The 17,433-nt window shown below is 63.9% G+C and carries 12 protein-coding genes and 2 pseudogenes; 11 read left to right on the plus strand and 3 right to left on the minus strand.

The genetic code is table 11. The features are described from left to right. Positions 1-3: 3 nt before the first annotated feature. Positions 4-1,536, plus strand: a complete 1,533-nt coding sequence (gene hutH / locus ACPDZI_RS01210) for a histidine ammonia-lyase (protein ID WP_438833866.1) — start codon at positions 4-6, stop codon at positions 1,534-1,536. A gap of 70 nt (positions 1,537-1,606) precedes the next feature. On the opposite strand, the gene ACPDZI_RS01215 is transcribed toward hutH, so the two are convergent. Continuing rightward, positions 1,607-2,704 carry a calcium:proton antiporter gene (locus ACPDZI_RS01215; protein WP_017408799.1) on the minus strand — a complete coding sequence of 366 codons (1,098 nt, stop codon included), beginning with the start codon at positions 2,702-2,704 and terminating at the stop codon, positions 1,607-1,609. Between the two features lie 172 nt (positions 2,705-2,876). Then, positions 2,877-4,406 carry an EAL domain-containing protein gene (locus tag ACPDZI_RS01220; protein WP_438833867.1) on the minus strand — a complete coding sequence of 510 codons (1,530 nt, stop codon included), beginning with the start codon at positions 4,404-4,406 and terminating at the stop codon, positions 2,877-2,879. 546 nt (positions 4,407-4,952) lie between these two features. Between ACPDZI_RS01220 and ACPDZI_RS01225 the strand changes: the two genes are divergently transcribed. Beyond that, entirely contained in the window at positions 4,953-6,881 is a 1,929-nt protein-coding gene (locus ACPDZI_RS01225) for an RNase E specificity factor CsrD (RefSeq protein WP_438833868.1), read from the plus strand. A gap of 73 nt (positions 6,882-6,954) precedes the next feature. On the opposite strand, the pseudogene ACPDZI_RS01230 reads toward ACPDZI_RS01225, so the two are convergent. Next, positions 6,955-7,901 (minus strand): annotated as a pseudogene (locus ACPDZI_RS01230) (1-aminocyclopropane-1-carboxylate deaminase/D-cysteine desulfhydrase). A gap of 69 nt (positions 7,902-7,970) precedes the next feature. Here ACPDZI_RS01230 and mshI point away from each other — a divergent pair. From mshI to mshG, 9 genes and pseudogenes are all read left to right on the plus strand, one after another. Further along, positions 7,971-8,834 (plus strand): annotated as a pseudogene (gene mshI, locus ACPDZI_RS01235) (MSHA fimbrial biogenesis protein MshI). 100 nt (positions 8,835-8,934) lie between these two features. Beyond that, entirely contained in the window at positions 8,935-9,528 is a 594-nt protein-coding gene (mshI1, locus tag ACPDZI_RS01240) for an MSHA fimbrial biogenesis protein MshI1 (RefSeq protein WP_438833869.1), read from the plus strand. Continuing rightward, the gene (gene mshJ, locus ACPDZI_RS01245; RefSeq protein WP_168967883.1) at positions 9,528-10,175 is read left to right on the plus strand and encodes an MSHA fimbrial biogenesis protein MshJ; all 648 of its coding nucleotides are present in this window, start codon (positions 9,528-9,530) and stop codon (positions 10,173-10,175) included. Before mshI1 ends, mshJ begins: the two co-directional genes overlap by 1 nt. After that, complete coding sequence (gene mshK / locus ACPDZI_RS01250; protein WP_016349155.1) at positions 10,168-10,494, plus strand: MSHA fimbrial biogenesis protein MshK; 327 nt, start codon at positions 10,168-10,170, stop codon at positions 10,492-10,494. The genes mshJ and mshK overlap by 8 nt, the downstream gene beginning before the upstream one ends. A 70-nt stretch (positions 10,495-10,564) precedes the next feature. Next, positions 10,565-12,238, plus strand: a complete 1,674-nt coding sequence (gene mshL, locus ACPDZI_RS01255; RefSeq protein ID WP_252475293.1) for a pilus (MSHA type) biogenesis protein MshL — start codon at positions 10,565-10,567, stop codon at positions 12,236-12,238. Between the two features lie 77 nt (positions 12,239-12,315). Beyond that, complete coding sequence (mshM, locus tag ACPDZI_RS01260) at positions 12,316-13,206, plus strand: MSHA fimbrial biogenesis protein MshM (protein ID WP_268031803.1); 891 nt, start codon at positions 12,316-12,318, stop codon at positions 13,204-13,206. After that, positions 13,203-14,300 carry an MSHA fimbrial biogenesis protein MshN gene (mshN, locus tag ACPDZI_RS01265; RefSeq protein WP_438833870.1) on the plus strand — a complete coding sequence of 366 codons (1,098 nt, stop codon included), beginning with the start codon at positions 13,203-13,205 and terminating at the stop codon, positions 14,298-14,300. Before mshM ends, mshN begins: the two co-directional genes overlap by 4 nt. Before the next feature lie 32 nt (positions 14,301-14,332). Next, complete coding sequence (gene mshE, locus ACPDZI_RS01270) at positions 14,333-16,042, plus strand: MSHA fimbrial ATPase MshE (protein ID WP_429152906.1); 1,710 nt, start codon at positions 14,333-14,335, stop codon at positions 16,040-16,042. A gap of 53 nt (positions 16,043-16,095) precedes the next feature. After that, positions 16,096-17,316, plus strand: a complete 1,221-nt coding sequence (mshG, locus tag ACPDZI_RS01275) for an MSHA fimbrial biogenesis protein MshG (protein ID WP_438833871.1) — start codon at positions 16,096-16,098, stop codon at positions 17,314-17,316. The last annotated feature ends 117 nt before the right edge of the window (positions 17,317-17,433 follow it).

Here is a 17,433-nt window from a genome sequence, read left to right on the forward strand (position 1 = left end):
ACCATGTTTGAATTGACTATTACCCCGGGCGAGCTGGATCTTGCCACCCTGCGCCGCGTCAGCCGCGAGCCGGTACACGTTTCACTGGATCCCGCCGCTCTGGCGGGGATCCACGCCTCCGCCGCCGTGGTCACCAAGGTGATCGAGCAAAACCGGGTGGTGTATGGCATCAACACCGGCTTTGGCCTGTTGGCCAACACCCGCATTCCGGTGGAGCAACTGGACGAGCTGCAGCGCTCCATCGTGCTCTCTCATGCGGCGGGGATTGGCGAGTACATGGATGATGCCACCGTGCGGCTGATGATGGTGCTCAAGCTCAACTCGCTGGCGCGCGGCTTCTCCGGCATCCGGCTGGTGGTGCTGGAGGCCCTGATACGGCTGATCAACGCCGAAGTCTACCCGGTGGTGCCGAAGAAGGGCTCCGTCGGCGCCTCCGGCGATCTGGCGCCGCTGGCCCACATGAGTTGCCTGCTGATCGGGGAGGGCAAGGCCCGCCACGCTGGCGAGCTGATCGACGCCGCCACTGCCCTGAAGATTGCCGGGCTCGAGCCCATCGCGCTGGCACCGAAAGAGGGGCTGGCCCTGCTCAACGGCACCCAGGCGAGCACCGCCTTCGCGCTGGAAGGCTTGTTCCACGCCGAGGATCTCTACGCCGGCGCCATCACCATCGGCGCCATGAGCGTGGAGGCCGCCCTTGGCAGCCGCCGGCCGTTTGATGCCCGCATCCACGCGGTGCGCGGTCAGCGTGGCCAGATCGACGCGGCCGCCTGCTACCGCCACCTGCTGGTGGATGGCAGCGAGATCGGCATGTCTCATCACAACTGCGAGAAGGTGCAGGATCCCTACTCCCTGCGCTGCCAGCCGCAGGTGATGGGTGCCTGCCTGACCCAGATCCGCCAGGCGGCCGAGGTGCTGGTGTGCGAGGCCAACGCGGTCTCCGACAATCCGCTGGTGTTTGCCGAGGATGAAGACATCCTCTCCGGCGGCAACTTCCATGCAGAACCCGTGGCCTTTGCGGCCGACAACCTGGCGCTGGCCATCGCCGAGATCGGGTCGCTGTCCGAGCGGCGCATGGCGCTGCTGATCGACTCGCGCATGTCCGGTCTGCCGGCCTTCCTGGTCAACAACGGCGGCGTCAACTCCGGTTTCATGATCGCCCAGGTCACCTCGGCGGCGCTCGCCTCCGAGAACAAGACGCTGGCCCATCCGGCCTCGGTGGACAGCCTGCCGACGTCTGCCAACCAGGAGGATCACGTCTCCATGGCCACCTTCGCCGGCCGTCGACTGGCGGACATGGCCGAGAACACCCGTGGCATTCTGGCGGTGGAACTGCTGGCGGCGGCGCAAGGGCTGGATTTTCGTGCTCCCCTGCGCAGCACCGAGCTTATCGAGCTGGCCAAGGGCCGGCTGCGGGAAGAGGTCAGCTTCTACGACAAGGACAGGTACTTCGCGCCGGACATCGAGGCGGCCGCCGCGCTGCTGGGCCGCGCCAGCTACAACGACCTGCTCCCGGCCGGCGTGTTGCCGAGCCTCTAAGCAGCCATCCCGCCCATAACAAAAGACCGCCCAATCGGGCGGTCTTTTCGTTGCTGCGGTTGGTGCGCGGTTATTCGTGCTCGAACATCAGGAACAGGTACACCACGAACAGCACCAGGTGAGTGGCCCCGTGCAGCACATTGGTACGGCCGCTGCTGAAGGTCACCTTGCACACCATCAGGGTAGTGAACAGCAGCACCATGTCGGCGGCGGAGAGGCCCAGGCGCACCTCTTGCCCCAGCATGGCGCCGATGAACAGCACCGCAGGCACGGTGAGGGCGATGGTGGCCAGCACAGAGCCGAAGTAGAGGTTCATGGCCCGCTGCAGCTGATTGTTGAAGGCGGCCTTGATGGCGCCGACCGCCTCGGGGGCCAGCACGATACAGGCGACGATGAAGCCGCCCAGCGCCGGCGGCGCCGCCAGTACCTTGACCCCGTGGTTGATGGGAATGGCCAGGGTCTTGGCCAGCAGGATCACCACCACCAGATAGGCGAGCAGCAACAGGGTGTGGTAGACGTTGCTCTGCAGCGGGCCGTGGTGCTCTTCGTAATCTTCGTGATCGCTGTCGATGAAGAAGTGGCTGTGGCTGCGGGTCTGGATCAGCAGGAAGACACCGTAGAGCAGCACCGAGATGATGATGAGCATCCAGGACATGGCGCTCGACATGCTGCCGATGTTGCCCCCTTCGGTGAAGTTGGGCAGCACCAGGCAGAGCAGAGCCAGCGGAATGATGGCCACCAGATAGGATTTGACCCCGTCCAGATTGAAGCTCTGGGTGTGGTAGCGCCAGCCGCCGAACAGCAGGGTAAAGCCTACCAGGCCGTTGGTCACCAGCATCACCACGGCAAACATGGTGTCGCGGGCCATCACCGGATTGGGTTCGCCGGTCAGCATGACCGAGGAGATCATCACCACTTCCAGCGAGATGACCGACAGGGTGAGGATCAGGGTGCCAAAAGGCTCGCCAAGCTTGATGGCAAGGGCATCCGAGTGGCGCACCACCGAGAAGATGGCCCAGGTGACGATGGCAAGCAGCACCGCCGAGACAGGAAGATAAATCCCGAGCGGAGTGGCCTCTGTCAGCAGGTCGCTGCCGAGCGTCTTGAAAAAGAGCAGGGTGAGCAGGCCAACGGGCAGGGCAATCTCTTGCCGGATAAATGACTTCATAGGCAATGGTTCTCATCATCAGGGCGGCGTGAGCCGACGGGTAAGGAACAGGGTGGCGGCGCCACACGAGGTGGCGTGCCTGTTCATGATAAGGGGAGTTGTCCGCTCAAGGGAAAATCATTTTGTTGCTCATTTTGTTGCAAAATATGAGCGGTCGCCTCGGCAGTGTGGATCAGTGCTCACCCGTGTGGTTCTGATACCAGGCCAGCAGCCAGATCTTCAGCTTGGTCAGCGCCATGGGCGGGGCATAGACATAGCCCTGGATCAGGTGCACGCCGTGCTGCTGCAGATAGTCGACCTGCTCCTGGCGCTCGACCCCTTCGGCGATCATCTCCATGCCCGACTCGCGGCCGAAGGCGATGGTGGCATCCAGCACGCTGCGCTTGAGGTCGTCGGTGCCTATGGTGTCGACGAACATCTTGTCGATCTTGATCTGGCGGATGCCGAGCCGTTGCAGGTAGGCGAAGCCGCCGTAACCGGTGCCGAAGTCATCCAGCTTGAAGTGGTAGCCCTGCTGTTGCAGGGCGGTGATCTCGATGACGGCCGTCTTGATGTCGGTGATGGGCTTGCGTTCGGTCAGCTCGAAGGTGAGCTGGGCGGGAGAGGGCCAGCCGTGCTGCAACAGCAGGTTGCGCAAATGCGGATGCTCGAGGTGGGCGGCCACTATGTTGACGCTGACCCATTGGCCGGGGGCGAGCCTGGGCAGATCCGCGATGACCCTTTCCAGCAGCTGGCTGGTCATCGGCAGGATCAGCTGCTGCTCCTCTGCATAGTCGATGAAGGCGCCGGGCGGGATCAGGCCGCCGCCCCGCTGCCAGCGCAGCAGCGCCTCGAAGCCGACCACCTGCTGGCTGCGGCTGTCGACCACGGGTTGATAGAAGGGCACGAACTCGCGCCGTGCCAGCCCGGCCTGCAGCAACCCCTTGAGCGAGCGCCGATAGTTGCGCAGCCCCCAATAGGCGGCGACCAGCAGGGTGCCCACTGCGGCGCCGAGCCAGAGCCCGTCGTGGCGGGCCTGCTGCTGGGCGTAGTGTTCGAGCGCCCGGCCTGCCCACAGGGTTTGCCTGATCTCCTGATTGGGGTCGAAAAAGCTCAGGCTCTGGCTGCCCTCCTCCTGCTTGATGCTGCTGTCACCGCGGGGAAAGATCGGGCTTGATGCCCCTGGCTGTTGCTGGCCGAACTCCAGATAGAAGCAGTTGGAGCAAGGGGTCTGCAACAAGGCATGGCTCCAGCTGTTGTTCAGTACCCAGTAGACGATGTTGCCACCGGTGCGGTAGTAGGCGACCAGCTCCTGCTCGGTGTGGAAGCGGGCCTGGGTGGCGGCGATCCCGAACTGCTCCTGATTGGTGTAGGGCGGCAGTTCGGCCGGGGTGAAGGGCAGATCCAGTCCCAGACTGGAACAGCCACCACCGTTGGCGAGCAGGATCCCCTGGATGCGGATGTGGCTGTTGTAGTACCGGGGGTCCCGCAGCAGGGTCATGTCTTGACGTCCGCAATCAAACTGGAAGCGGGTCAGCTGATGGCGGATGTTGTTGTCCAGCAGACGGTGGCGTTCCGCCAACGCGGTCTCGACCTCCATCTTCTTCTCTTGCAGCAGCTGATGGGCCAGCGGGCCGCCGAGCAGCTGACTGATGGGCAGGCTGGCCAGCAGGGGCAGGCAGAACAGCAGCAGGCTGAGCCAGAGAGGAGAAATGGATCGCAAGGTGCACCTGCCTGATGTGGGGATGGGATGCATATGGGTGGCATCATCATAGTGCATTAGCTGAATCGATTTGAGCAGAACCGATCACACTTGTGGCGCGAATTTATAATGTGCTGATAAATAATGGTTTTATAAAATGAGTTGCTGAAGATTCAATCGCTGACCTGTCATAAATGACAATTGTCCAGCTTATCTGAAGTGGCTAGAGTAGCCGTGCGGTTTGACTCACCGTGTGTTCAATACTCCTGTATCTGTTTTTTTGTCAGTAGCACAGAGTGTTAGTTTTGATATGAGTGTTTCTTTTGGTCCCCTTTGTGGGACCATTTTTCTGCCCGTCGTTCAGCCAGTGCACTGAGTTTCCTCCTGTTTCTTTCCGTCATCCGTCATTTTTTGGCCGTCACCCCGCCCGGGGCTTGGTGTTCTCGTACCGGTTTGGGTATGCTCGCCCGCTTAATTCCAGAAGCGGGATCTTCGTCCATAGGCGCGCTTCGAGGTTGGCTGATACGATGAAGCCACATGGATGTTGTCGGGCATACGGAAAGGTACATGAAACTGACCACTCAGCTTGTCTCGTTTATCACCCTGTGCGTCATTGCGGCCATGGCCATGGTGCTGCTTGGCGGGGTGTTCAGCTTTCGCGAGCTGGGCATGGAGATGCAACAGAAGAAGGTCAACTCGCTGGTCGAGATCATCGACAAGCAGCTGGAGGTGGCCGACGATCATCAGGATCTCACCCGCTGGCTGCCGACCCTGCTGCGCTCTGCCCACGTGGTGGAGCTGGAGATCCGCCAGGACAAGCAGCGGATCTACTGGTTTCGCGACGTACAGCAGCCGACCGACGAGAACCTGCTGATCCCCTATCACCAGCCCATGCCCCATCAGCCTGGCATGCAGGCCGACTTCAAGCTGGAGCGGCCGTTCAAGGAGTTCGAGTACTCCATGAAGGCGATGTCCGGCATCTCCCTTGGCGTTTTCATCGTGGTGTTCGGCCTCTGGTACTCCATCCGCTGGCTGCGGTTGCAGTTGCGGGGAGCCGAGTTGCTGGCGGAACGGGCCCAGCTGATCCTCGACAACAAGCTCACCAAGCTGTCCCACGATACAGCCGACGAGTGGCCGCAGCCGGCCAGTCAGGCTCTCGACTATCTGCTGGCCGAGCTGGCGGATGCCCGCAAGGAGCGCAGCCGCTTCGACAATTTCATTCGCAGCAACGCCTTCGTGGACAAGATGACCGGCATCGGCAACCGGCTGTTCTTCGACAACCGGCTGGAGAGCGCCATCATGGAGGCGAGCGTGATGAGCGGCGGCGTGCTGCTGATCGAGCTGGCCGGGCTGGAAGAGCTGGATCCCGAGCTGAACGGCCGCCAGAGCCAGGATCTGCTGATGGAGGCAAGCGCCTCCATCGCCGCTTTCGTGCGCAAGCACAACGGTGCCCTGCAGGCCCGCTATGCCGGCCAGGTGTTTGCCGTGCTGCTGCCCAACATGTCGGAAAGCGAGATGGTGGATGCCGCCGGCCAGCTGCACAAGAGCCTGCAGCGGCTGCACTGGCCCGAGGCGGTCAATCCGGATACCGCCGTCTATCTCGGCGCAGTTTGCTATCAGGCACAAGACTCCCTGCTCAAGGTACAGGAGGAGGCGGAGCTGGCGCTCAAGAGTGCGCGGCTGCAGGGCCACACCGGCTGGTTCCTCTTCGAGAAGCAACTGGACGAGGAGCAGAGCAGCAAGGGCACGGTACGCTGGCGCACCCTGATCGGCCGGCGCATCGAAGAGAACGGCATCGACTTCTACGTGCAGCCGGTGCAGCAGGAGCGGGATCAGGTGGTATTGCAGCAGGATCTGCTGATCCGGATCCACGACGAGCAGGGGCGGGAGCTGCAGGCCGGTGTCTTCATGCCGATGGCGGAGAAGGCGGGGTTGCTGCTGCCGCTGGATCGGCTGGTGGCGGAACAGACCCTCGGCCTGCTGCGCCAGCGCTCCGAACAGAGCTGCCCCATCAGCCTGACCCTCTGCGCCCAGAGCCTGCTGCACCGGGAGTTTCAGCGCTGGCTGTTCTTCGATCTGTTCCAGCTGCCGCGCAGCACCAACGAGCGCTTGATCCTGCAACTCTCCGAGGCTCAGGTCACCCGCCACTACGAGGCGCTCAAACGGCCACTGCGGGCAGTGCGCATGCTGGGCTGCCAGCTGGCCATCGATCACGCCGGCCAGGATGTGGTGAGCACCCAGTACATCAAGGAGTTCGAGATCAACTTCCTCAAGTTGCACCCCAGCCTGGTGCGCGAGATCCATACCCGCCAGGTCAACCAGATGGCCGTGCGCAGCCTGGTGGGGGGCTGTGCCAACACCCGCACCCGGGTCATTGCCGTGGGGGTGGAGAGCGGCGACGAGTGGAAGATGCTGCGCCACCTCGGGGTGCACGCCGGGCAGGGCCCCTGGTTCGCCGAGCCACAACCATTGGTGCTGGAGCCAGCCGGCGCCTGATGAATGCAAAAGAGGGTCGCCTGGGCGACCCTCTCTTTTGTGGTTCAGCGCCGGAATTGCGCCCTGCATGCCGTCACAGGCGCCCCTGCTCCCTCAGCCCCGCCAGCCCCTGCATGCCACCGGTGTGGATGAAGATGATCTTGCTGCCGCGCGGGATGTGGCCAGCAGCCAGCTCGCGAAACAGCCCCCACATCGCCTTGCCGCTGTAGATGGGCTCCAGCGGCAGGCCCGTCTCGATGCTGAAGGTCTGCACCCACTGCCAGAGCGCCGGACTGAATTTGGCATAGCCGCCGTCGTGGTGATCCAGTGCGATCCGCCAGCCGGGCGTGTCGGCGGCGGCAGGATGGAGCCGATGCACCTCGTCGGTGATGAAGCTCCCCCCTTGAGTACCGCAATGGCGAGGATCTGTTCTCCTTCCCGCTTGCCGGCGATGAGCCCGGCCAGGGTGCCACCGCTGGCGCAGGGCAGCACCCAGAGATCCGGCGAGAAGGGGACTTCATCGACCAGCTCGGCCACCCCGGGAATGGCCAGCGGGCTGCTGCCCCCTTCCGGCACTATCAGGGTCTCTTCATCCTCGAATTGGGCCAGCCAGGCGGGATCCTGCCGCCGCCGGTAGCTTTGGCGATCGACAAAAACGAGATCCATGCCCCAGCCTTTTGCTGCGCTCAGAGTGCAGTTGCTGACGGCTTCCGGCTCCCCGCGTATGATGCCGGTAGTACGCAGGCCAGATTGGCACCCCGCTGCCGCCAGGGCATGGATGTGATTGGAGTAGGCGCCGCCAAACGAGAGCAGATGGCGTTTGCCCTGCTCTCTGGCATGCAGCAGGTGGTACTTGAGCTTGCGCCACTTGTTGCCCGAGAGGACGGGGTGGATCAGATCGTCCCGTTTGCACCAGAGCTGGACTCCATGGGCGCTCAGTAGCGGATGTGAGACAGCTTGCGGCGGCGAGGGCAACAGGGCGGGCGGCAGGGGCGGCAGCGCCATCGGGGGCGATTGGGGTGACAATGAGTAATCGGTCATTTATCTGGAGGCTAATGCTCTGTTTATGCTAAGGTTTAATCCGTTTTGGGCAGCCAGGTGCGGGTTTCAATGAAACAACTTTTCAGACGTTCGACCCCCAGCCGTCAGGTAGGACTCCTGCTGGCCAGCGATCGGATCATGCTGGCTTCGCTCGGCAACCCACCTATCTTCGCCACCCGCGCCATCAACGGTCCGCAAGAGTGGTCCCAGGCCATGGCCGAGCTGTTCAGCCGCCATGGCCTCGCCAAGTCTAAGGTGCGAGTCGCCCTCGCGGCCAGCCTTTATCAACAGGTCCAGATCGACAAACCCGCCGTTCCCGATGCCGAAATGGCCGGTGCCCTGCCCTGGGCAATCAAGGATTACGTCAGCGAATCCGTGCTGCAGCTCGCCATGGATTATGTGGATCTGCCCACCCCGCCGGCGGGTCGGGCCGCGCATCAACGTGATCTGCGTGCCCAAGGCGCGGGTACAGCAGCTGGCGGATGCGGTCAACGGCATCGCCAGCCTGGACGCCATCGTCAGCGACGAGCTGGCGATGACCGCGCTGTACGAGCCGGATCAGACGGTGCGCATGCTGCTGTGGCAGCCGAAGGGGCTGGATCTGCAACTGCTGGTGTTCCATCAGGGGGGCTCTGCTTCTCCCGCCAGCTGCGCGGTTTTGGCGCCCTCACTGGCGAGCACGAGCCTGACGCCATGCTGCTCGATTCGTTGGCGCTGGAGATCCAGCGCTCCCTCGACTATCTGGTGGGCCAGCTCAAACTACCGGAACTCGGCCAGATGCAGCTGGCCATCGCCTCGCCCTTCATCGGTACCCTGGTGCGCCACATGGAGCAGACCTTCGGCTTTGCTGTCTCTGCCATGGCCAACAAGGCGATCCTCTCCGGCGTGGAATATCTCTCGGCCTATGCCGCCGCCCTGGGAGGTGAGCAATGAGCGCGCTTGCCATGTCGACTGCCAAGGTCAACAAGTCCGAATTACTGTCTGGCATCGAATATCTCTCGGCCTATGAAACTGCTTTGGGGGAGGATGCCTGATGAAACGCCAGATCAACCTCTACGGCGCCGAGTTTCGGCCCAGACGGCAGTGGGCCAGCCTCAACCAGATGGCGCTGGTATGGGGCGGCAGCGTGCTGTTGCTGCTGTGCGTCGCCGGTGTCATCGCCTGGCAGCAACACGCTGTCGAGCGCGAGCTGGTGCAGGTACGGGCGGCGCTGGAGATCAAGCGCGGCGAGGCGCAGCGGCTCGATGCCGAACTGGCCCGCCATCAGGCCGATGGCCTGCTGCAACAACAGCTTGTCACCAAGCAGGAGGAGCTGACCGCCAAGCAGGGCTTGATGCGGCAGCTGGGCAGCCTGGCATTGCAAAAATCCCAGGGCTATGCCGGGCTGATGGCAGATCTGTCCCGTATCCGCGATCCGCAGCTCTCCTTGCAGCGGATCGAGATCGCCGACGGCTACGTCAACCTGTCCGGCTTCGCCGGGCGCAGCCAGGATGTGCCGGCCTGGGTCAACCGTTTCAAGCAGACCCCGTCGCTGGCGGGCAAGCAGTTTGGTGAGCTGACGTTAAGCCGTGACAAGGAGGGCCGGCTGGCCTTCCAGCTCAGCGGCATCGAGCGGGAGAAGCCCTGATGAGCCTGAAAGAGCAGTGGCAGGCATGGGCCGACAAGATCGCCGCCCTCAGCCAGCGCGAGCGGGTACTGATCCTGCTGACCGGGGTGGTACTGGTCGGCGCCGTTGCCATTTATGGCTGGCTGGATGGTGCCGCGGTGCGGCTGGAGCAGGAGCGGCTGGCGCTGAGTACTGCCCAGCGGGATCTGGAGATCATGGATCTCGAGAATCAGGGCAAGCAGGCCAAACTGGCGCGGGATCCTGATCTGCACGTGCGTACCCAGCTGGCTCAGCTGGATGGCGAGCTGGGCAGGCTGGACGCCGAACTCAAGGCCCAGACGGTGGATCTGATCCAGGCCCACGAGATGCCGGCCGTGCTGGAGGCCCTGCTGTCGCGCTCCGCCAATCTGCACATGGTGGCACTCACGTCGCTGACGCCGGAGCCGCTGATGGCGGGCGAGCAGCGCATCAACCTGTTCAAGCACGGCATCCGGCTCAAGCTGGAGGGCGGCTATTTCGATGTGTATCAGTATCTCAAGGCGCTGGAGGGGCTGCCGCGCCATTTCTACTGGAAGCAGTTTGACTACCAGGTGCAGGAGTATCCCAAGGCGGTGGTGGAGATGGAGATCTACACCCTCAGCACCAGCAAGGAGTTTATCCGTGGCTAGATGGTTCCCCCTGTGGGCGTGTCTGTTCAGTCTGCTGGCCCAGGCGCAGCCCGAGCTGTTGCAGGACCCCACCGCGCCTTTGAGCGGCGCGACCAGCGGCGCCAGTGCAACCGGCCAGCGCGAGGCCGGTCTGCCCAGGCTGCAGAGCATCATGCTGGGCAATGGCCCGGCACTGGCGGTGCTCAACGGCAGCAGTTATCGGGTCGGCCAGCAGGTCGACGGTTATCGCGTGGTGGCCATAGGTGCAGATGCCGTGGTGCTGGAGAAGGGGGGCAAGCGCCAGTCGCTGACCCTGTTTGCCAGCAAGGTCCGGATCTGAACGCGCTCCACCCGGGATGGGCGGAGCCAGGTTTGTCGAGTTCAATTGCAAGTCAGGGTGCACTTATTACATGAAAAAACATCATCTCTGCCTGATCTCCGCCGCCGTGCTGACGGCAGGCTGTACCAGCTACCGGCACCCCGAACCCGTGCAGGCCAAGGACGCACTCAGGCATGCCATGACCGAGCAGAACAAGGGCGGGGCCCTGACCAGCGTACCCAAGTCGGTACAGAGCGAACTGCTGCAGCTCAATCGTCCACCCCAGGCCATCAGCATGCCGGAACCGCGGCTGCGTATTGCCGCCCATGACGTGGATGCGGTGGAGTTTTTCGGCTCCCTGTTCAAGGGGGCCCGCTACAGCGTGGCGGTGCACCCCGGGGTGGCGGGTCAGATCTCGGTCGAGCTCAAGGATGTGACCCTGACCGAAGTGCTGGCCGTGGTGGGCGACATGTACGGCTTCGACGTGCAGCGCAAGGGCAACGTGTTCCACGTCTATCCGGCCGGGCTGCGCACCGAGACCATTCCGGTCAACTACCTGATGATGTCCCGGCGCGGCCTCTCCCGCACCTCGGTCAGCACCGGCGGGGTGACGGCCAACGACAACAATGGCAACAGCAACAGCTTTGACAATGCCAACGGCAGTAACAACAGCACCAGTAACAGCAACCGCTCCTCCAACGGCAGCTCGAACAGCGACAGCAACGGCACCCGCATCGAGACCGACACCAACAGCGACTACTGGACCGATCTGCGCGACACCCTGCAGACCCTGATCGGCAGCGGCGACGGCCGCGCCGTCATCACCAGTCCGCAGGCGGGCCTGGTGACCATTCGGGCCTATCCGAAGGAGCTCAAGGCGGTGCGCGAGTTCCTCAATCAGTCAGAGAGCCACTTGAAGCGCCAAGTGGTGCTGGAGGCGCGGATCCTGGAGGTGGCCCTCAACGAGGGTTACGAGCAGGGGGTAGACTGGAGTGGTCTCTCCGCCAGCTGGGATGGCAACAAGGGCATTACCGGCGGTGGTTCGGCAGCTCCTTCCCAACTGCCCACCACCCCCAACCAGATCTTCAGCGCCCTGGGCGGCGGGGCCGGCTTCAAGATTTCTGACGGCAACTTCAACGTGGCGGTCAACCTGCTCAAGACCCAGGGGGACGTGAACACCCTCTCCAGCCCGCGGGTGACGGCGACCAACAACCAGAAGGCGGTGATCAAGGTGGGGACCGACGAGTATTTCGTCACCAACGCCTCCACCACCATCACCACGACTTCCACGGGTACGGACAAAACTCCCAACGTGGAGCTAACCCCCTTCTTCTCCGGGATAGCGCTGGACGTGACGCCGCAGATCGACGAGGAGGGCAAGGTGCTGCTGCATATCCACCCCTCCGTCATCGACACCGAAGAGCAACAGAAGACCATCGACATGGGCACCTCGGGAGGGACCCTTCAACTGCCGTTGGCCAAGAGCTCGATCCGCGAGTCCGATACCGTGGTGCAGGCCAACAATGGCGACATCATCGTCATCGGCGGCCTGATGAAGACCGACAAGCAGGAGATCGTCAGCAAGGTGCCGTTGCTGGGGGACATTCCCTGGGTCGGCGAGGCTTTCACCAACCGCCGCGAAAGCACCAAGAAGGTGGAGCTGGTGATCCTGCTCAAGCCGACAGTGGTGGAGAAGGACACCTGGCAGAACGAACTGCAGCGTTCCTCCGAGCTGCTCGACAAATGGTATCCGCCCAAGGGCTGAGTCATGATCCTGGACCGGTTTGACCAAGTGCCGGGGGCCATCACGGGCTCCCGGGCAGAGATGGCAGGTGATTGCCCATGTACCTGAACCACTTCGGTTTGCAGGAGGCTCCCTTCGGCCTCACCCCCAACACCGGTTTCTATTACGGGCTGCCCCCGCACGAGGAGGCGCTGCAGGTGCTCAACTGGGCGCTGGCGCAGGGGGAGGGCTTCATCAAGGTGACCGGCGAGGTCGGTACCGGCAAGACCCTGCTCTGTCGCAAGCTGCTGAGCGAACTGGGCTCCGAGGAGCGGCCGGTGCGGCTGGCCTGGTTGCCCAATCCCCATCTCAACCCGGCCGAGCTGCGCATCGCCCTGGCGCTGGAGCTGGGACTGGCGGTGCGGGATCAGAGCGAGCTGGATCTGACCGATCGCATCCATCGCCACCTCATCGCCTTGCACCAGCAGGGGAACCGGGTGGTGGTGCTGATCGACGAGGCGCAGGCGCTGCCGGACGAGACGCTGGAGGCAATCCGGCTGTTCGGCAACCTGGAGACCGAATCGAGCAAGCTGCTGCAGATCGTGCTCTTTGGCCAGCCCGAGCTGGACGTCAGGCTGGCCAAGCCCCATCTGCGCCAGCTGCGCCAGCGGATCGGTTTCTCCTACTGCCTGCGGCCGTTGCGTTTCGATGAAACCCGGGCCTACCTGGAGCACAGATTGCAGATTTCCGGTTATCGCGGGGCCCCGCTGTTTGGCGGACGGGCGCTGCGCCAGCTGTGGCGCGCTTCGCGCGGCATTCCGCGACTCATCAACATACTGGCGCAGAAGTGCCTGATGCTGGCCTATGGCCAGGGGGCGCGCCAGATCGACTGTCGGCTGGTGCGGCTGGCCGTGCGCGACACCGACGATGCCCGCCGCTTCGTGCCGCGGCGCTGGTGGCCACTCGTGCTGCTGCTGGGTTGTGCCCTCGCCTATGGAGTCTGGCAATGAGCGTGATCAATCAGATGCTCAAGGATCTGGAACAGCGCCAGCAGGGGGGCGAGGGTGCCGTCTATGTGCCGCCCGTGCGCCAGCAGGGCTGGTGGATGCTGCTGCTGACCCTGATCTGCGGGCTGGCCCTTGGCATTCTGGGCTGGCGTACCTGGATCTACTGGCAGCAGAGCCAGCAGGTCGCCGAGGCCCGCCAGCTGCAGGCGGCCGGCGAGCCCAAACCGGACGCCATCGCCCGTGCGGTTCCCGTAGCTGTGCCGGCCAGTGCAGAACAGGAGCCGGTGGGTCAGGTGGTGGCGCTGCCAACCCCGCGCCACCTTGCTGCCCCGCCTACCACCGAGCCGCAGGAGGTGCAGGAGAGCGTAGCCGATGACGCCGAGGTGGCTGCCATCGATGAGGAGGGGCCGAGCGACGAGGAGCTGCAACCCGACCTCTATGCCGAGCTCGCGGCGGAGCAGGAGGCCCCCGCGGCCGCGCCGCGCAAGCCCGGTGTGCTCAAGATAGAGACGGTCAACCTCTCCGAGGCCGAACTGGCCACCCTGGCCGAGCGCAAGGCCACCACCGCCATGGCCAAGGGGCAACTGCGCGATGCCCAGGACAACTACTATCAGGTGCTGGCCCACGATCCCCGCAATCAGGGGGCGCGCGAGCAGCTGGCGGGTCTGCTCTACGGCGAGGGTCGGCTGAGCGAGGCGAGCCAGTTGCTGGAAGAGGGGCTCAGATTCGATCCCGAACAGGCCGATTTCCGGCTGCTGCTGGCGCGGCTCGCCATCAGTAGTGGCGATCAGCTCAAGGCGCTCGGCTGGCTGACCGGCCATCGACCGGATCTGGCCAGCAATCTGGATTATTACGCAACTTGGGCCGGGCTGAGCCAAGAGCTGGGTCAGCATGCCGAGGCGGCGGATCTTTACGTGAAATTGTTGCGCCAGCAGCCGGATCAGGGCCGCTGGTGGCTCGGGCTCGGCGTGGCCGAAGATGGTCAGGGCCACAGCCAGCGTGCGCTGGATGCCTATCGTAATGCCCAGTTGCACGGCAATCTGGGCGAGGCGTCGACCAGCTGGCTCGAACAGCGGATTGCCCAGCTCGCCCCCTGACGGGCGGCCGGGATCACTTTTTTGGAGTTTGCATGGCACAACCCAGACTGAAAATGCGCCTCGGCGACCTGCTGGTACAAGAGCAAATCATCTCGGATGATCAGCTGCAGCTCGCCCTGCAACAGCAGCGTCAGACCGGCCGCAAGCTGGGCACCACCCTGATCGATCTCGGCTTCATCAGCGAGGTGCAACTGCTGCAGTTCCTCGCCCGCCAGCTGGATGTACCCTTCTTCGATCTCAACAACCTCACCATCGATGCGTCGGCGGTGCCGCTGCTGCCGGAAGTGCAGGCGCGCCGCTACCGCGCGCTGGCGGTCAACCTCACCGACAACAAGGTGACGGTAGCCATGTCGGATCCGGCCGATTTGAGCGCCCTCGACGCCATCGCGGCGCTGCTGCGCCCGCGGGAGATGGGGCTGGCGGTGGCGCGGGAAGGCCAGCTGCTGGAGTATTTCGACCGCCTCTATCGCCGCACCCGCGAAATAGAGAGCTTCGCCGAACAGCTGCACGAGGAGTATCAGGACGCCGGCTTCGAGCTGGGTTCCAGCAACCTCGGGGCCGGTGACGAGGGGGAGGCGACGGTGGCCAAGCTGCTGCGCTCCCTGTTCGAGGATGCGGTGCAGGTGGGAGCCTCCGATATTCACATCGAGCCGGACGAGAAGGTGCTGCGCATTCGCCAGCGTATCGACGGCATCCTGCACGAGAACATCCTGAGCGAGGTGCGTATCGCCCAGGCGCTGGTACTGCGCCTCAAGCTGGTGGCCGGCCTCGATATCTCCGAGAAGCGGCTGCCGCAGGATGGCCGCTTCAACATGAAGGTGCGCGGCCGCGACGTGGATGTGCGGATGTCGACCATGCCGGTGCAGTACGGCGAATCCGTGGTGATGCGGCTGCTGGACCAATCTTCCGGCATCCTGTCGCTGACCGAGACCGGCATGCCGCCGGAGATCCTGACCCGCTTCCGGCGTCAGCTCAAGCGACCCCACGGCATGATCCTGGTGACAGGGCCGACCGGCAGCGGCAAGACTACCACCCTCTATGGCGCCCTCTCCGAGCTCAACCAGGCCAGCCAGAAGATCATCACGGTGGAAGATCCGGTGGAATACCGGCTGCCCAGGGTCAATCAGGTACAGGTCAATCCCAAGATCGGACTTACCTTCTCCCACGTGCTGCGCTCCACTTTGCGTCAGGACCCGGACATCCTGCTGGTGGGCGAGATGCGGGATAACGAAACGGTGGAGATCGGCCTGCGCGGCGCCATCACCGGTCACCTGGTGCTGACCACGCTGCACACCAACGATGCGGTCACCAGCGCCCTGCGTCTCATCGACATGGGGGCCCCCGGCTATCTGGTGGCGAGCGCGCTGCGGGCCGTGGTGGCCCAGCGGCTGGTGCGGCGGGTATGCGAGCACTGCGTCGAGGAGAAGGCGCCGGATGAAGGCCAGGCCACCTGGCTGACAGTGCTCTCCGGCGAAGCGCCGGGCCAGCACGTCTATCACAAGGGGCGCGGCTGCCAGAGCTGCAACTTTACCGGCTATGCCGGCCGGATCGGGGTGTACGAGCTGCTGGAGCTGGATCAGTCCATGATGGACTCCCTGCGTCGCAACGACGCCGAAGGGTTTGCCAAGGCGGCCCGCCAGCACCCGCACTACCGGCCGCTGGCACTGACCGCACTCGATTACGCCCGCCAGGGGATCACCTCGGTGGACGAGGTGCTACGGCTGGCGGAGGACCTGGGGTAAGTGATGACCAACTTCATCGGCCATGAACGCGGCCGGCTGGCGCGAGGCGCACCATGAGCAGCTTTGCCTACAAGGGGCGCGACAGCCAGGGCAATGCCGTCAGCGGGGTGGTGGACGCGGCCAACGAGATGGCCGTGGCCGAGCAGCTGATGCGTCGCGGCGTGATGCCGACCGAGCTGAAACCCGGCAAGGCGAAGGCGGCCGCCCTCGACTGGTCCCTCTTGCTGGAGCGGGGCGTGCGGCTGGACGAGCTGGTAGTGTTCAGCCGCCAGATGTATGCCCTGACCCGGGCCGGCATCCCCATCCTGCGCGCCATCGCCGGGCTGGAGGAGAGCGCCCACAGCAAGCCGCTCAAGCGGGCGCTGCACGCGCTGGGAGAGGATCTGGGCAACGGCCGGCCGCTGTCGAGCTCGATGCAGGCCCACCCAAGGGTGTTCAGCAGCCTGTTCGTGGCCATCATCCACGTGGGGGAGAACACGGGTCAGCTGGAAGAGGCGTTCTTGCAGCTTGCCAACTATTTCGAGCTGGAGCTGGAAACCCGCAAGCGGATCAAGACCGCCATGCGCTACCCCAGCTTCGTGCTGATTGCCATCGGCATCGCCATGGTGATCCTCAACATCATGGTGATCCCGGTCTTTGCCGGCATGTTTGCCAAATTTGGCGTCGAGCTGCCGCTGGCGACCCGGATCCTGCTCGCCACCTCTCACTTCTTCGTGCACTACTGGTGGGTGATACTCGGTGTGTTGCTGGCCATGGTGTTCGGCTGGCGGCGCTGGGTGAGTACGGTCAAGGGCAAGCTGACCTGGCACAGATGGCAGCTCAAGTTGCCGATCGTCGGCACCATCATAGAGCGCTCCCTGCTGGCCCGCTTCGCCCGCAGCTTCTCCATGATGCTCAAGGCCGGGGTGCCGCTCAACACGGCGCTGAGCCTGGTGGCCGATGCGGTAGACAACGCCTGGATGGCGGGCCGGATCCGCGACATGCGGGCCGGCATCGAGCGGGGCGAGAGCCTGCTGCGCACCGCTGGCAGCAGCGGCCTGTTCACCCCGCTGGTGATGCAGATGATCGCGGTGGGGGAAGAGACCGGCCAGGTGGATGATCTGCTGCACGAGGCGGCCGAGTATTACGAGCGGGAGGTGGATTATGACCTCAAGAGCCTTACCGCCCGGATCGAGCCGATCCTGATCGGGATCGTGGCGGTCATGGTATTGATCCTGGCGCTGGGCATCTTTACGCCGATGTGGGACATGATGCGTGCGGTACGCGGCAAGTAAGCCGGTATCTTTACCGTCACTGAGGTGGGGCATGATGCGTGCGGTGCGTGGCAAGTAAGCCGGTATCTTTACCGTCACTGAGGCGGGGCATGATGTGGGCCGTGCGCAGCAAGTAAC

Origin of the sequence: Aeromonas oralensis (assembly GCF_049665575.1) — a bacterium.
In the GTDB taxonomy this organism is placed as follows: Bacteria; Pseudomonadota; Gammaproteobacteria; order Enterobacterales; family Aeromonadaceae; genus Aeromonas; species Aeromonas hydrophila.

Excerpts from the sequence above, each read along its gene's own strand:
- ACPDZI_RS01225 (WP_438833868.1), top strand. The coding sequence starts at position 4,953 with ATGAAACTGACCACTCAGCTTGTCTCGTTTATCACCCTGTGCGTCATT.
- mshG (WP_438833871.1), top strand. The coding sequence starts at position 16,096 with ATGAGCAGCTTTGCCTACAAGGGGCGCGACAGCCAGGGCAATGCCGTC.
- mshL (WP_252475293.1), top strand. The coding sequence starts at position 10,565 with ATGAAAAAACATCATCTCTGCCTGATCTCCGCCGCCGTGCTGACGGCA.
- mshN (WP_438833870.1), top strand. The coding sequence starts at position 13,203 with ATGAGCGTGATCAATCAGATGCTCAAGGATCTGGAACAGCGCCAGCAG.
- mshM (WP_268031803.1), top strand. The coding sequence starts at position 12,316 with ATGTACCTGAACCACTTCGGTTTGCAGGAGGCTCCCTTCGGCCTCACC.
- hutH (WP_438833866.1), top strand. The coding sequence starts at position 4 with ATGTTTGAATTGACTATTACCCCGGGCGAGCTGGATCTTGCCACCCTG.
- mshE (WP_429152906.1), top strand. The coding sequence starts at position 14,333 with ATGGCACAACCCAGACTGAAAATGCGCCTCGGCGACCTGCTGGTACAA.
- ACPDZI_RS01215 (WP_017408799.1), bottom strand. The coding sequence starts at position 2,704 with ATGAAGTCATTTATCCGGCAAGAGATTGCCCTGCCCGTTGGCCTGCTC.
- mshI1 (WP_438833869.1), top strand. The coding sequence starts at position 8,935 with ATGAAACGCCAGATCAACCTCTACGGCGCCGAGTTTCGGCCCAGACGG.
- mshJ (WP_168967883.1), top strand. The coding sequence starts at position 9,528 with ATGAGCCTGAAAGAGCAGTGGCAGGCATGGGCCGACAAGATCGCCGCC.